This window comes from [Mycoplasma] cavipharyngis, from assembly GCF_042984175.1.
GTDB classification, from domain to species: Bacteria; Bacillota_I; Bacilli_A; order Mycoplasmatales; family Mycoplasmoidaceae; genus Mycoplasma_N; species Mycoplasma_N cavipharyngis.
The window spans coordinates 150,228-166,154 of the sequence record NZ_CP155569.1; the positions used below are offsets into that span (position 1 = coordinate 150,228).

Sequence of the window (15,927 nt, forward strand, 5' to 3'; positions counted from 1 at the left end):
AAATATTACTTTTAATTAATGATTATTTTCTTTATCATTTTGATGGGATTGATCATGATCATCACTCAAATCATCACTTTTTGTTTGCATATCATCTAAATGAGTAAAGATATTATCATTTAATTGATTAGTGTCACCTAAATCTTGATCATTTTGATCTTGGTGCATGTTATCTTGATTATGATTAATCATACTATCTTGATGATCGATCATAGTTTCATTTTCAGTTTGATTAATCACACTATCTTCACTATAGTTGATAATATTATCATCATGACTCATATCTTGACTGATGTCTTGATCGGTTTGATTCATTATGTTGTCTTCAGCGTGAGACATCATATCATTTTTTGCATCATCAATTATGTTATCTTCACTATAGTTCATAATTTCATCACCATGATCAATCATTTCAATTTCACTATGATCGATTTTATGATCTTCAGTGTGACTAATCATACTATTATCATCATAATTAGTATAATATTCACCACTTTCATCAATATAATCTGGTTGAGAAAATTGATATGAATCAGAAGCAGCATCACTACTAAATTCTAATTCTGTTTGATCAGTAGTTTCTGTTATTTGATTTTGATTAATATCATCTACTGTGTGTTCACTTGTCATTTGATCATTATTTTCTTGATCAATTGATTGATCATGAACTAAATCTGTATCATCTAATTTGCTTGAATGATTATGTTCACCATCAGTAACATCACTAATCATATATTCTTCATAAATTGATACACCATTAGAAGTACCAATACGTTGTGCTCCAGCTTTAATTAATGCTTTAGCTTGATGATAATTTCTAATTCCACCTGAAGCTTTAATACGAATGTTTTTATCTAATAATGATTTTAATAAAATTATATCTTCAACAGTTGCACCTTTGTTTTCACCAGCAAAACCAGTAGAAGTTTTTACATAATGAGGTGATACAACGTTTAATACTTCACAAACTAAATGTTTTTCTTCTTCAGTTAATAAACCAGTTTCAACAATAACTTTTAGAATACGACCTTTAATAGCACTTTTAATTTTTAATAATTCTTCAATTAAATAGTCCTTATCGCCTTCTTTTAGTTTATTAATATTAATTACAACATCAACTTCAACAGCACCATTAATTGCTAGTGAAGATGCTTCAAAAATTTTTGTTTTAGTATCAGAATATCCTAAAGGAAAACCAACTACACTACAAACCCGCACATCTGAACCCGCTAATAAATCAGCAGCAAATTTAACATAACAACCAGGGACACAAACAGCACGAAATTTATATTCTAATGCCTCTGTGCACAATGCCTTAATATCCTCTTCACTTGCAGACACTTTTAAATTAGTATGGTCAATATATTTATTTATCATCAAAAAAATCTTTCGTACCTTTTTGTCTAATCATAATATTTTTAATTATTTCGATTTGATTAAACCGGTTTTTAAATTATAATATAAAACATTATTAAAGTTGATAATGATTAGTATTTAAGTATGTTGTAATCTAAAAAAATTACCTTATTAAACACCTATATTAATTTTAATAATATATTTTAAAAAAGAAATTATCGTTTTAATAATTTATCATTATTGATATTGATAATTTTTTCACTAAGAAAAGAGCATATCAAATGTCACTTAAAGATTATACTTTAGCAGAAGTTCCTGGAAAAAAATTAGAAGTTAATGATCAGTTTCCTGATTTTAGTTTTTATACTCATAATTTTGAAAAAGTTAGTTTATCTTCATTACCACAAAAAATCAAAGTAATTATGACTTTAGCTTCAATTTCAGGCAGTGTATGTAGTTTACAATTAAAAAAATTATCAGAACAATTAGAAGCTTCTCATAATGTTTTATTGACCATTAGTTATGATTCACCAATCTATACTGCTCAATTTAGTGCTGAAAATAAATGTCATAATGCCATTAATTTTTCATTAGCAGGTAGTGGTGCAGCAGGAACTGAGTTTCTTAAAACATTAGGTATTTATGTGCCTGAAGCAGAGTTTTTGTGCTATCGTTCCATTTTTGTAATTGATGCTAATAATAAAATTCTTTATGTTGAATATGCTCCTAAATTAAAAACAGGTTTAAACTTAGAAGCAGTTAATCAATTTATTGACTCACATCTTAAAACTCATCAATAAAATTTTTAATTAGGAAATAATAAAGTTTCTTGGATTCTTTGGTGAAACGAATTCAAGAGGGTTTTTTATTTAATATAAAATATTAAAACACGATTTTTTTTTAAAAAAATATCATTTTAAATTTAGATAAAAAAATTAGTTGTTTTTATTATTGAGAAATTAATGTAGTTAAACTATTTACTATAATATGAAACTTTATTAAAAGTTGCTTTGTATGTATATAAAATGAACTAGTTATTAAATTAAAATTTAATCATAAATTTTTATATATAAAAAAGATATTAAATAACACTTAAAAATTATTTATTAACAGAAATTCCTGGTCAAAAATTAGAAGTCAATGATCAATTTCCTGATTTTGAATTTTATCTGAATGATTTAGGAAATTTTAGTTTATCTTCATTACCCCAAAAAATAAAAATTATTGTAACTTTACCTACTATTACAGATTCTTTTTTTGCTCCTGAATTAAGAAATTTTATAAAATCTTTAGAAAAATTACCGTCTGATGTTCTAAGTTCTAATGTTTTTTTGCTAACTATTAGTGATGATGCATCAATACCAATTAAAACTATTAGAGAATTTCAAAATATCAGATCGATTAATTATTTATTAGCAGATAAAGGAATAGCGGGAATTGAGTTTGCTCAAAAATTAGGAATTTATTTTCCTGAAGCAAATTTTTTGTGTTATCCTTCTGTTTATATTGTTGATGAAAATAATAAAATTACTTATGTAAAGTATTCAGATTCCTTATTGGGATCTTTAAATTTAGCAATAATTTATAATAGGCTTTTATGGGAGTATGCACCTCCTCATAGTACGACAAATGCCCTTGTTTCATACAGACGCTAATTGTTACATAAGTGTTTTGATATTATTCGATAAATATTTATTCAGTTAATGAAATAAGTAACAAACAAAACTACATAAATAAAAAAACCCTTGGATTTCTTCTAAGAAAAGAATTCAAGGGTTTTTATTTAATAAATATGGCACGCTCGGAGGGTCTCGAACCCCCAACCTTCTGATCCGAAGTCAGATACTCTGTCCAATTGAGCTACGAGCGCAAATCTTTTTTAGGTAACTATAATTTTAATTTAGTTTAAAAATTTTTTGCAATAATTTTTTTTAAAAAACTTAATTTTTATTTTTAATCACTATTTTAATTTATTTTTTTCATAAACTAAATTTAATATTGATTATTGATTACTAAAAGTTTGTTTTTTTCTAACAATAGAATAAGTGAATTAATCTATTTTAAAAATATTGTTGTTAAAAAAGTTTTGATACGTTTTTAATTTAATCATAAGATTTTTAACTATTTTAATTTTATTAAATTAGTTGAAATATTTAGTTAAGTTAGTTAAAATATTTAAAGAAGTAATTTATGATTTTTAAAAGAAAAGAGCATTATTAAAAGTCATCTAAAGAAAATTCTATTTTAAAAAAACTTCCTAACTAAAAAATTATAAGTTGATGATTAGTTTTCTGAATTTAACTTTTATGCATACAATAGTGTTGAAAAAATTAACTTATCATCATTACCACAAAAAATAAAAGTAGTTATGATTCACCATTTTCTCTTTCTGATACTGAATTTTTATTACCAACTGATGATACAGGAATTGAATTTCTTAAAACATTAGGAATTTATATTCCCGGAGCAGAATTTTTATGCTATCCTTCAATTTTTGTGATTGATGCTAATAACAAAATTCTTTGTGTAGAATATGCTGACTCTTTAGTAAATCCCTTAAAATTAAGAAAAGTTAATGATTTTATTAAATGATATATTACATACAATCAATAAAATTGTTTAAATAAAAAAATAAACTCATCCTTGGATTATTTGATTAAATGAATTCAAGAGGTTTTGTTGTTAATAAATTAATTTAATTAAACTGATTTTTAAATTAAAATTTTAATCATAAATTTTTGAAAAGAAAAGAAGATATTAAATGGCACTTAAAAATTATTTATTAGCAGAAATTCCTGGTCAAAAATTAGAAGTTAATGATCAATTTCCTGATTTTGAATTTTATCTGACTGATTTAGGAAATTTTAGTTTATCTTCATTACCCCAAAAAATAAAAATTATTATAACTTTACCTACCATCACAGATTATTTTTTTGCTCCAGAATTAAGAAATTTTTTAAATTCTTTAGAAAGATTACAAGAAACATATGAGGATATTGAATCTAATATTGTTTTATTAACTATTAGTGATGATCCAATGCTAAATAAAAATATTGAAAATATTGAAAAATTTAAACATATTAGATCAATTAATTATTCATTAGCAGATAAAGAAATAGCAGGAATTGAATTTGCTAAAACATTAGGAATTTATATTCCTGGAGCAAATTTTTTGTGCTATCCTTCTGTTTATATTGTTGATGAAAATAATAAAATTATTTATGTAAAATATGCAGATTCTTTATTGGGATCTTTAAATTTAGCAAAAATTAATCAAATTATTTTATCAATGTTAGAACCATCTGAATCTTCTTATGAAACTGTTCTTTATAAAAAATAAATAATTAAGAAAAAAACTGAATTTATCAAAGCATTAAAGATTGTTTTTTTCAAGCAAAGTTTTTTTAAATTAATTGCTAATATTAAAATTTTTTACATATTTTTTAAAATAACAACAAATAGTAAACCCCTTGAATTTTTATAAATTAAATCCAAGGGGTTTTTATTTTTAATTTGAAACTTTTAATTAAATTATTTAAATAATAATAACTTTATTTTAATTTAAAAATTTTTTGCAACAATCTTCTTCAAAAACCTAATTGTTTTTTTTGATTATGATCTAAATCACTTTCTAATAAATTAGCTTCATTAAGAAGTTGATCATCAGTAAAGGTTCGATTTTTTTCTGGTTTAGGATAAGTGTATTGATCATCATTAAGAAAATTAACAACGTTTAAATAATAACGTCCTGGTTGTTCTAAAAATGGTAAATAACCAGCATTTTTCATAATTAATGATTTGACTTTAAGAAAATTGTTATCAAAAAATTCCACATCTTCATTAACAGCAGTGAATTTACTATTAGCTCCTAAAATTAGTAATAAAGGAATGTCACCAATCGCTTGATAATATTTTTCTTCTACTTGGTGTAAAAAGCCAATGTTATAAACTTCTTCATATAAGTTTTCAAAATTTGCTTTATTGCGAATTAAATAATTTAATTCAGAAACTAAATCTTTTTGATAATCATTATATTGAACTAATTCTTGATAATTAGCAAACTTATAACTTTGTGATAAACATAAACTTTGCAAGTCTAATGGTAAAACTAATCTTTTATAATCATTAACACTACGAAAACTTGCTAAAGTTAATGGAGATACAAAAATTAATTTATTAATATTGCCCTTCATTTGAGCAGCTACAGCAGCAGCTACAAGTGCACCAAAACCATGACCAATAATTGTTAATTCATCTAAATTGTTTTCTTTAATATATTCACAAACTAAATTTACAATTCCTTCAAATTGTAAATTAGGTTGAACTAAACTATTACCATGACCTGGATAGTTAATGGCACGATATTCATAGTAAGTAATTTTTTTAGCAAATTTTTCATGAACAACATAATTAGAAATTAAGTCTGGTAAAAATAAAATTTGACCTCTAATTTCAAAGAAATTTTTCATGTCATAAGCTTTTTGACCATGAAAGTAAGTGTCCAAATTTACTAAATTAGAAGAATTGACAACAGAATTGTTAAATTCTTGATTAATAGTCAAATTAGTATCTTGTTGCATATTCATATTGTTTTTAATATTTTTTATTTATTTTGAATCTTTATTAAGAATTATACAATATTGCTTGTTTTTTATTTGATTTTTCATAGTTTTTAAGATTAATTTATTTTTATATAATTAATTCAAAAAACTAACAATTCTGCTTTTTTAGTTTTTTTGCATAATAAATAATGATTAATATAAGAAAAAATATTTGATCATTAATTTATGCAAATTAATAAAAAATTTTTGAAATTTAAATTTTGACAATGAAAATCAATTTTACAATCAACATCTTGAGAAAACTTATTTTTTATTCTTGTTGTCTCTCTAATTTTATTTAATTGAATTTTTAATCGTTTCAATTGAGTGCAATTACTATTTTTACCTTTATTTTTTTATTTTGCCTATTATTTCAAATTATCTTGAACTCAAAAAGTAATTACTATTTGTTTAGCAATTATTATTGCTTGACTCACTTCTTGAATTCAACTTAATGTTCAAAAATCAATTTTTAATTTATTATGACCTAATAATTATTTGCATCAGCAAGCAATTGAATTAATTGATCATAATTATGGCAAATCTAATGGGGCAATACTAATTAAAATGCTAATTTTAAATGTTAATAATTTTGATCATAATCTTTATTTTGATTTTAAAAATTTAAGCATTTTACATTTAGTTGTAGCTAGTGGAATTCATTTTTATTTATTATCAAGAATAATTAAAAAAATTTTCTTTTTTAGTCCCAAACTAGGTCAATTAATTGCTAATTTAGTTTTAATATTTTATTTTGTTTTAATTGATTTTAAATATCCAATCTTTCGTGTTTTAATTGATTATTTGCACCAAAAGAAAAATCATAAATATTTTTATGGTGGATGATCAAAAACAGCAGTAATCTCAATGCTTTTTAATTTAAAAATTTTTTTGAATTATAGTTTTTTATTAAGCATGGGCATTATTTTAATTATTCGTTTTATTAGTAGTTGCAAAATTAGTTCTAAAATTTTAGTTTGACTAATTATTAATTTTTTAATTTGAATTTATTCATTAATTATTTTCTTACCATTTACTAAAAAAATTTATTATTTTGCAATTTTAAACAATTTCATTTTTTCAGCAATAATTTTAACTTTTTATTTAGTTTTATTTTTTGGATGATTTATAATCTATTTTGTTGTTATAATAGAACACTTAATTGGTTGGTTGATTAAAATTATTGATTTTCTAACAATTAATAAATCTTGGTATTATCTTGAATTTTGAAATAGTAGTTTTTCGCAAATAACAATGTTATGATTTTTAATAATGATTTATTCAATATATTTAGGATCAAAAAAATTAATTAACACTTAAAAAAATTATGATTAATTTATATTATGCTACTGATCTTGGGATCTTAGCAGAAATTAAAAGAAAATTTATTGCAAATAATCCTGAATCTCAATCAATTACAGTTAAAGATTATCAATCACTTTTTGAATCTTTAGAACAAAATAGTTTGTTTTTTAGCCCTAAAGCTTTTGTTTTAAATGATGTCTTTTTCTTAACTAATGAATCACATGATGGCATTAAAAATAGTGATAGCAAAATTAATAATCAAATGATCGATCAATTTGTTGATATTATATCTAACTTGAAAAAAAATCAAATTAATGTTTTAATTTTAGTAAATTGTAATCATTTATTAAAAAATTCAAGTATTAATAAATTATTAAATTTAGTTGATAATAAAGATCATAAAAAAGCTAGTTTAAATGTTTTAACAAAACAGAAATATATTGATCAATGGGTTGAAAAAAGCAAAATTAAATTTGATTATAAAGTGAAAGATTATTTGTATGATTTTTTTCCTAAAGATGCTAAATTCATTGATGAAGTTTTTTATAAAATAAGTTTATTAAATTATAAAAAAATTACTTATGATCAAATGCAGCAATTAGTTGGTAATTTTCAACAACAAGATTTTTATATTTTATTTGATCGTTTATTATTAGCAGATCATTCGTGGCTAACAATTTTTCATAATAAGTGTAATAGTGTTGAAGATGCTGTTAAATTATTAAACATTTTGAATTATAAAATTGAAGAATTATTTTATTTTGTTTATTATAAAGAACAGCGTTTAGATCTTAATCAAATTGCTAAAGCAATGAAAAAACCACCTTTTAGCCTCTTTGTTTATAACAATATTTATAGTAAACTTGGCAATAAATTAAAAAGTAAATTAAACAAAATTATTGTAGACTTATATAAGTATAATGTTTTAACAAGAACAGAAGAATCAATTAGCGTTCTAGGACTTAAAAAAACTTTATTATCATTTTAAAATAGAAATAAGAAACTCAGTTTGGAGAATCACAAATGATTAATGATGCAACACTCAATTCTGAGCAGGTAAAATTAAAAAAATATTTAGAAATTCTTTTAACTTCACAGTTGATTGTTAATGATTTGAAAAATTCAGAATTAAAACAAACCTTGTTAAAAGCTTTAAATATTTTTTATTATTTGTCAGAAAAAATTGGTCGTTTAAGTGAAGCAAGAAAAATTATTGAGCAGTACAATAGTTTTTCAGAAGAGAAATTTGTTTTATCAAAAAACATTAGTTATCAAGAAGACTATCAGTTAATTGATGATGTTAACTATTTGAATGTTTTCATTAAAAATGTTTATGGTGAAGAAATTACTTCTTTAAAAAAAATCGAGCCTAATAAAGATCTTGATGCTAATTCACTTGACAATAATTCTTTTGTAAAATCAAATCAATTTGATCAGAACAATATTAATAATAAAACTAAATCTGAACAAATTCAAGAATCATATAGTGCTTTTAATGGTTTTGGTTTTGGAACTAATAAAAACTTACGTCAAGTTTTTGATGAAACAAGCAAATCATTATTTTTGCAACAACAAATTCAAAAAGAAATTAGTAATGGTAGTTTATATATTTATAAAACTAAACCACGTGAAATTATTTTTCTAAAATATTTATTATTAGTGTTTTTTAGTTTTGTAACTATTTTGTGTATTATTTTTTCAATTGCAATTTTTCTGAATACAAAAACGCTTCTTAGCATTCAACAACTTGAAAACATTCTTGATAAAAACATTGTTGATAGTTTGAGAACTAGAAACCAAACTGATATCCCATTATTTCCAATTAACACAATTAGTGTAACGCTTTTATTTTTAATTTTTTCTGTTTATATGCAAATTCGAATTTATCGTGAATTGTGAAATAATGATAATGACAACACTAAATACTTTTTGTCAACAAAAATTTTAGTTTTAATTATTTTTTTAATTATTATTAGTTTAGTTTTAGATCGAACTGGTGTTTTTATTAATTCCATTTTTCGCTTTGCTAATAATGCCATTAATTATTTTAGTAATACTGAACCTAATTCTGCTAATGTTGCTTTATATAGTACAATTTACTATTCTTTCATGTTAATCATTATTTTTTCTTTAATTTGCATTTTATTACTTGTTGCTGCTTTTTTCTTTAATCCTAAATTCGATCGTCAAAAAATCGATCAAAGAATTAATGAAATTAATTTAGAATTAAGTCGTTAAAATTTCATTTATTAATTAAATTGAGGTTATTTGCTACAAATAATTTTTATTCTAAAAATCAAATTGCCAAAAAACAACTTAATCAAGTTAAAACATTTGCTCAAAATCAAAATAAGTTAAAAAAATCTTGGAAACAATTAATGATTTTTTTGTTTCCAACCTATCCAGTTAGTCCTTTTGCTTCTGCTAATTACATCGTGTTTTTAGCTGTATTTGTTGCTTTACGTTTGATTATTGGCAAACTTTCAATTCCAATTCCAGTTTTTATGACTCGTTTGTCATTTGCTTGAACTCCAGTTTTTCTAATTGGTTGATTTTTTGGACCAATTTATGGTTTTTTTATTGGCTGAATTAGTGATAGTTTAGGATTTTTATTAAGTGGAGGAGCGACTTGATATATTTGATATGCAATTCAAGAACCAATTATCGCGCTTTTTGCTGGCTTGATTGGTGGAATTGAACGAATTTGTCGCAACTATAAAAAAATTTGAATCCATCTGTTAGTGCAACAAATTTTTTTAGCAGGATTTTTAGCAGTTACTTATTATTATGTGATTGATTGGTTTAATAATCACAATAATGTTGCTGAGATCAAAAAGTGATTTAGCTTAAGTTCATACATTATCATTTTGACATTTTTAGCAATTTATTATTTAGTCAATCAATTTTTAGTCTTTTTTGCTATTTTTTATAAATGAGAAAAAACAGTAATTTTGTTATACGCATCGATTTTAGTCATTAGTATGATTGTGCTTTGATCTTTTTTGTTGGGACCAAAAATTTTTATTATGTATTATGCTTTTGTTCACAATGGTAATTCACCAAGTAATTTAAGAAAATATGGCTTAATTTTTTATTTAATTCCTAGAATTTTGCGTGAATCGGTTTTTACACCAGTTAAAATTGTTGTTTTAAGTTCTTTAATTTTGACATTAAGTCCAATTTTTAAACGACTTAATAATAAAATTCAAAACTCTTATGAACCTGAACTAACTAGATCATTTTTTAAAAATAAAAAATTATTTTCCAAAATTGATCATTAATTTTGATAATGTTGCAATTTTCAAACATTATAAAATCAAAATCTATCTTCTTTTTATAATATAATATTAAAAGTAAAGTCAAGAAGTATTTTAAGGATAAAACGATTTGTTTATTTAATCAGTTGAAAATTATATGGCTAAATTATTCTCAAAAAAAAATCAAAATTTAAGTTCTAATAACAAAGAGTTCAAAAACGAAAAAATCAAAGAAAAACTCTTTTTTATTGTCATTAGAGATATTGTCTATAAAATTTTTATCGGCTGTTTTCTAGGGGCTTTTATTTTATTTTTCACTTTTGCAATTTTATATAATACATCAACTTATGTTAATCTTGCTTTTTATTCGGGTTTAGGATTAATTACTTTTTTACTATCTTATTTGATTTCAATTTTCTGAGTTCGTAAGTTAGTGAAAAATCAAGATCCTAATAATAATCAGATCGTTAAAAAAAGTTTAATTATTAGCACAATTGTAACTGTGTTAATTTATTTTTTACTAGCTTGGTTGTTAATGATTTTAATTGGAACTTTTAATGGTTTTGGAATTGCTTTTGCTAATACAACTAATTCTGTTAATGCTTTTAGTGAAGAGTCTGAAAATTTTTATTCGATCAAAGTAACAGGTTTTATTTTGTTTTATATTACAATTGCTGCTGCGATTTTTATTTTTTTAGGCTATTGATTTTATTTACGTTTTAAAAATAAAGCTAATGTTATTTTTAATGCTAGAAGAAAACAAATTCAAAAAGTTCGTGATGAAGCTCAAAAACGAATTTAATTAACTATTATGAAAAAAACTAAAATTAACATTCCATTTGTTTTACAAAGATATCAGACAGAAACTGCTATTGATCCAGTTGAATTAACTAAAGCAGAATTAAAAAAGAAAATTTTAGCCAATACTTATTTATATGATCGTTTTGATCGTTATTTAGGTCGTAAAATTTATACTAAACCAAGATATAGCAACCATACTAGATCTTTAATGCAAAAAATTTCTAAGATGAAATTAGATCATAATTTAGTTATTGGTAGATCAATGAACCAAAATTTAATTAATAGTATTAAAGCTAATGCTTATAGAACTGTGATTAAACAACGAATTAATGATCTGAAATTTAATTATCAATCTTCATTCAATAATCATCAGTTACCAGATAAACTAGATTTACGTTATATTTATCAATTAGATTCAGTTTATAAAGAATTTGATCAATTATCACAATTAAACCAAAATCTTCTAGGATTTAATTGTGAAATTCGTGATTATGATAATTATCAAACTAGTGGTGCTGATTTAGCTTCATTAAGAAATCGTGGCTTAAAAGATCAAGATCTAATCTATGGTAATCATGGTCAAATTTTCATTGACAAACAATTGTTTTTAAAACTAACCCAACTTCCATTTAAAACTAGAAAAATCAATTTGCCTAGTAAAGATTATGAGTGGACCTTACCTAACTATGTCAAAAGTTTACACTATAATAATGGCAAATCTACATTATTTGAAACTAAAAAGTTTCTTGATGAGAAAAAATAGTAATTGATTAAATTAAAAAAATCAATAAAATATCTTATGGTTTTATCTTTAATATTCCATAAGATATTTTATTGTTTAGAGATATCTAAAATTATTTATGAATGATCAAAAACAATGAAAATTGCATCATCAAATTATTATTGATCAATTATTAGCACAAAAATATTTGGCTCCTAATTCTTTACAAGAAGCAATGTTGCTTAATTTATCACAGAAAGGCAATCATATTTTAGTTGCTCCTACTGGTATGGGTAAAACATTAGGTTTAACAATTTATTTAGTTGATTTTTTATTATCTCACCCTAATTTACAAGCCTTTTTTGTTTTTCCTACTAAAGAATTAATTCAACAAGTTTTCAGAATTTGCAAACAGTTATCATTTAATCAACTAATTGAAATTAGTCAATTAAATCATAAAATTAAAATTAATAATTTATTAAATAAGCAATTAATTTTAACAACTCCAAAACAATTACAAGATTTTGGATTAATGATGCAAAAAGAGCCAACAAAATCTAAAATGATTTTAGTGCTTGATGAAGTTGATACTTTAATTGAAGCAGGTTTTTTAAATGACATTCAAACTTTTATGCAAATTAATAAAAGTCTTATTATTAAAAAAATTGCTGCTTCAGCAACAATTCGTAAAGGTTTAATGCAACAGTTAAAAATTTGATTCAAAACGTATCATTCCTTAATTTTTAATAGTAAAAAAATTACTAATAGCCAGCATTATTATTTAATTACACGCAAAGAAAAGAAAAATCAAGATTTTCTTACAGTATTAAATTATGCTAAAAATTTAACTGGAACAATTGTTTTTTTTAATAATCAAGAAGAATTAGTATCTACTTATCAATATTTAATTACTAATTCAGAGATTAGACCAATTGTTTTATATGGCAAAATGAGTCATCGCGAACGTACTAAAGCAATGAATTTAATTCATCAACGTGATTTAGTAATCATTTTTGCTACTGATCTTTTAGCACGAGGAATTTCAATTAAACATGTGCAAACAGTAATTAATTATAGTTTACCAAAAGATCAAATTTGATATTTACACCGTTCAGGTCGGACTGGAAGATATCAGCAACCAGGAAAAATTATTAATTTAATTACTGATCAAGAATTTATCAAAATTAACCAGTTAACTAAAAAAAGTTTAAAATTTTTTGAAGTAAAAATTTTAGCTAATAATCTTGTATTTAAAGATCGATCTTATCAAAAAAAATCACTTAATCCACAATTATCACAACAAATTAAACAAATTATTGCTCAAGCAGATAAACGAGTTAAACCAAATTATAAAAAGAAATTAAAGAATAAAATTAAGGCTGCTAAAAATAAAGTAAAGCGACAACAAATTGAAGCTCAAGTAAAACAAAAGTTAATTAATAAATGAAAACAAGAGTCAATAATTAAAAAAAATAAGCAAATCAACGATCATTAATGAAATCTTGATATTCATACCAATATTTAAATCGTTTTTTGTTTTGCAATATTTATTTAATTGCTTTAATGATTGCTATTATTTTAGATCTAACAACAATTAGTCAATTTAAAAATTTTACTTATTCTTTTTTATTAGCCACTGTTTTTAGTGTATTAGCAACTTTTTTGAACCAATTAATCCATCAAAAAATTTTTTTTAAGTTTAGTTCAAGTTTAGTTAACCAAACAGTTAGTACATTAGAAAAATCACTAATTAAGTTTTATTTAATTTTAACTTATTGCTTAATTGTGATTTGCACTTCATTTGGTTTATTAGTTGCTTTAGTAGTTAATCAATTAATAAAGCAAACTATTTTTGATATCTATTTTGTTTTATTAGGAATCGTTCCTGGACAATTAGGACAAATTATTAGTTTAATTTTTGTATTTGCTAAAAAATTTATTATTAAATATAAATTATAAAAAAAGGTATAAAATTTAGTTTATTCAAAAACTTGAGAATTTTCTTTGATGATATTGAAATTTGTAAAGGATCTGATCTATGGGCGATAATAATCCTAGATTTATTTCGTATGTTAGTCAACCAACTGATCAAATTTGAAGTTTTTTAGCAGTTACTCTTTTGATTTTAGGAGTAGGAATTTACTATTATTTTAGTTTAAAAAAACTTAATGGGTCAGAACTACCAAAAGGATTAGCTTTTTTAGTAATGCTTTATGTTGACTGGATTCGTGAAACAACAAGAGAAACATTAGGTAAACGTTATGAATCATATTCATGATATTTTATTTATCTTTTCACTTTGTTATGAACTTCTAATCTAATTTCGATTGCTGGAATTGAAACTTTAGGTTCTTCATTTACTGTTCCTTTATCTTTAGGAATTATTACTTTCTTATTTACTTTTTATTTTGGAATTAAACACCAAAAACTAAGTTATTATCAAGAATATATTAGTCGGTTGAATTTTAATAATAAATTTAAAATTTATTTTCCTGATCCTTTTAAATGAATCGGTAAATTAAGTCGAATTTTTTCTTTAATATTTCGATATTGGGGTAACATGTTTGCTGGTTCATTAATTATTGGTGCGCTTTATGAGTTAATTGTTAATAACTTGTTAAATGCTAATTTAGGTTATCTAGGAGTAGTACTAACAGGATTTGTTTCTGCACCATTAAGGATGTACTTTGATATATTACCAGGATTAATTCAACCATTAATATTCATGTTACTAACTTTATCATATTGAAGTAGTGAGGCTAATTTGAGCGAAGCTGATGTTAAATATCTGCCTGAAAAAATGGCTCATAAAAAATATTTCACTTCTTTTTCATTAGTATTACCAGAATATTTATAAGTTTTTAGAATTAGCAATTTGATTTATTAAGTCAAATTTAATTTTGTAATTTATTTTAATTTTGTGAAAGAAAAATTATATGTCAGATAAATTTAATATTTTAGTTAGTTGATTACACCAAATTCAACAAGTTAATCAAACTCATCCAATTTTAGATGTCACTGAAGTTAATGTTAGTAATAAACTAGGTGGTTTCATTGGTGCAGGAATTGCTATGATTGCTGGGTTAGGCTCAGGTCTTGGTCAAGGATATATTGGTGGTAAAGCGATTGAAGCAATTGCTCGTAATCCTGAATTGCAATCAAAAGTTTTTCGTCAGTTTATTATTGGTGTTGCTGTTGCTGAATCAACAGCAGTATATAGTTTAATTATTGCTTTATTATTAATCTTTTTGGGCTAATACCAGGATTTTAATGATCAAAAAAAGATAGGTCAATTTATTACATGGAATCATTAATTTCTCATTCTTTAACATTTTTTAATAATGCAACCGCAAATTTATTCCAACAAGCTGATGAATCAGTTTTAGGATCTGATAATTTTTTTGAAAAAATTATTCCTAATGGTTGGATTTTAGCAGCTCATGTTTTAAGTGCGATTTCAGTAGTAGCAATTATTCTTTTTTTAATATGACACCCAACAAGAATTTACATGCAAAAACGTCGTAAGTTGTTTAATCAAAATTTAAAAGCAACTGAAGATCATCGTGCTGAAGCGAGTCGTGATTTAGCTGAAATTAAACAACAAAAGTTAGAAGTACAAAAAACAATTAGTGAACTAATGTTTCAATCACAAAAAGATGCTGAAAAAATTACTAATCAAGCAGTTAATAGTGCGCTTGAAAAAGCCCAACGGATTCAAGAAAAAGCAGCTTTAGAAGTTGAAACACTGAAAAAAAATGCTCAAGCTAAAATTAATGCTAGTGTTTCAGATTTAGCAGTCGAAATTGCTGAAAAAATTATTAATGAAAAAGTCAATAATGAAATTAACCAACGTTTTATTGATGAATATTTAAATTCATTAAACTAA

Annotated in this window: 16 protein-coding genes and 1 tRNA gene; 14 read left to right on the forward strand and 3 right to left on the reverse strand. The window is 23.5% G+C overall.

Features of this window, described 5'->3' with window-relative positions; translation table 4 throughout:
* Positions 1-15 precede the first annotated feature (15 nt).
* Positions 16-1,377: a deoxyribose-phosphate aldolase gene (gene deoC, locus MCAV_RS00580; protein WP_391591958.1), complete on the reverse strand. Its 1,362-nt coding sequence runs from the start codon at positions 1,375-1,377 to the stop codon at positions 16-18.
* A 260-nt stretch (positions 1,378-1,637) separates the two neighbouring features.
* Between deoC and MCAV_RS00585 the strand changes: the two genes are divergently transcribed.
* Together MCAV_RS00585 and MCAV_RS00590 are read left to right on the forward strand one after the other, a co-directional pair.
* Positions 1,638-2,156, forward strand: coding sequence for a redoxin family protein (locus MCAV_RS00585; RefSeq protein WP_391591959.1), 519 nt, complete (start codon positions 1,638-1,640; stop codon positions 2,154-2,156).
* Between the two features lie 330 nt (positions 2,157-2,486).
* On the forward strand, positions 2,487-3,011 hold the full coding sequence (locus MCAV_RS00590; RefSeq protein ID WP_391592238.1) for a redoxin family protein: 525 nt from the start codon (positions 2,487-2,489) through the stop codon (positions 3,009-3,011).
* Positions 3,012-3,149: 138 nt separating this feature from the next.
* Here MCAV_RS00590 and MCAV_RS00595 read toward each other — a convergent pair.
* Positions 3,150-3,226 (reverse strand) — tRNA-Arg (locus MCAV_RS00595).
* A gap of 891 nt (positions 3,227-4,117) precedes the next feature.
* On the opposite strand from MCAV_RS00595, the gene MCAV_RS00600 reads away from it, so the two are divergent.
* Positions 4,118-4,696: a redoxin family protein gene (locus MCAV_RS00600; protein ID WP_391591960.1), complete on the forward strand. Its 579-nt coding sequence runs from the start codon at positions 4,118-4,120 to the stop codon at positions 4,694-4,696.
* A 211-nt stretch (positions 4,697-4,907) separates the two neighbouring features.
* On the opposite strand, the gene MCAV_RS00605 is transcribed toward MCAV_RS00600, so the two are convergent.
* Entirely contained in the window at positions 4,908-5,942 is a 1,035-nt protein-coding gene (locus tag MCAV_RS00605; RefSeq protein ID WP_391591961.1) for an alpha/beta fold hydrolase, read from the reverse strand.
* Positions 5,943-6,164: 222 nt separating this feature from the next.
* Here MCAV_RS00605 and MCAV_RS00610 point away from each other — a divergent pair, with 222 nt between their 5' ends.
* The 11 genes from MCAV_RS00610 (at position 6,165) to MCAV_RS00660 (ending at position 15,927) form a co-directional block, all read left to right on the forward strand.
* Positions 6,165-7,277 carry a hypothetical protein gene (locus tag MCAV_RS00610; protein WP_391591962.1) on the forward strand — a complete coding sequence of 371 codons (1,113 nt, stop codon included), beginning with the start codon at positions 6,165-6,167 and terminating at the stop codon, positions 7,275-7,277.
* A gap of 7 nt (positions 7,278-7,284) precedes the next feature.
* On the forward strand, positions 7,285-8,250 hold the full coding sequence (locus MCAV_RS00615; protein WP_391591963.1) for a hypothetical protein: 966 nt from the start codon (positions 7,285-7,287) through the stop codon (positions 8,248-8,250).
* Between the two features lie 35 nt (positions 8,251-8,285).
* Positions 8,286-9,500 carry a hypothetical protein gene (locus MCAV_RS00620; protein ID WP_391591964.1) on the forward strand — a complete coding sequence of 405 codons (1,215 nt, stop codon included), beginning with the start codon at positions 8,286-8,288 and terminating at the stop codon, positions 9,498-9,500.
* A gap of 20 nt (positions 9,501-9,520) precedes the next feature.
* The gene (locus MCAV_RS00625; protein ID WP_391591965.1) at positions 9,521-10,543 is read left to right on the forward strand and encodes an ECF transporter S component; all 1,023 of its coding nucleotides are present in this window, start codon (positions 9,521-9,523) and stop codon (positions 10,541-10,543) included.
* Positions 10,544-10,676: 133 nt separating this feature from the next.
* Positions 10,677-11,321, forward strand: coding sequence for a hypothetical protein (locus MCAV_RS00630; RefSeq protein WP_391591966.1), 645 nt, complete (start codon positions 10,677-10,679; stop codon positions 11,319-11,321).
* A 9-nt stretch (positions 11,322-11,330) separates the two neighbouring features.
* Positions 11,331-12,083: a hypothetical protein gene (locus tag MCAV_RS00635; protein ID WP_391591967.1), complete on the forward strand. Its 753-nt coding sequence runs from the start codon at positions 11,331-11,333 to the stop codon at positions 12,081-12,083.
* Positions 12,084-12,180: 97 nt separating this feature from the next.
* The gene (locus tag MCAV_RS00640) at positions 12,181-13,536 is read left to right on the forward strand and encodes a DEAD/DEAH box helicase (protein WP_391591968.1); all 1,356 of its coding nucleotides are present in this window, start codon (positions 12,181-12,183) and stop codon (positions 13,534-13,536) included.
* On the forward strand, positions 13,536-14,000 hold the full coding sequence (locus tag MCAV_RS00645; RefSeq protein WP_391591969.1) for a hypothetical protein: 465 nt from the start codon (positions 13,536-13,538) through the stop codon (positions 13,998-14,000). Before MCAV_RS00640 ends, MCAV_RS00645 begins: the two co-directional genes overlap by 1 nt.
* 79 nt (positions 14,001-14,079) lie before the next feature.
* Positions 14,080-14,898 (forward strand): FoF1 ATP synthase subunit a, encoded by an 819-nt coding sequence (locus tag MCAV_RS00650; protein ID WP_391591970.1) that lies wholly within the window; start codon positions 14,080-14,082, stop codon positions 14,896-14,898.
* 79 nt (positions 14,899-14,977) lie between these two features.
* Positions 14,978-15,298, forward strand: coding sequence for an ATP synthase F0 subunit C (gene atpE / locus MCAV_RS00655; protein WP_391591971.1), 321 nt, complete (start codon positions 14,978-14,980; stop codon positions 15,296-15,298).
* Between the two features lie 44 nt (positions 15,299-15,342).
* The gene (locus MCAV_RS00660; protein WP_391591972.1) at positions 15,343-15,927 is read left to right on the forward strand and encodes a hypothetical protein; all 585 of its coding nucleotides are present in this window, start codon (positions 15,343-15,345) and stop codon (positions 15,925-15,927) included.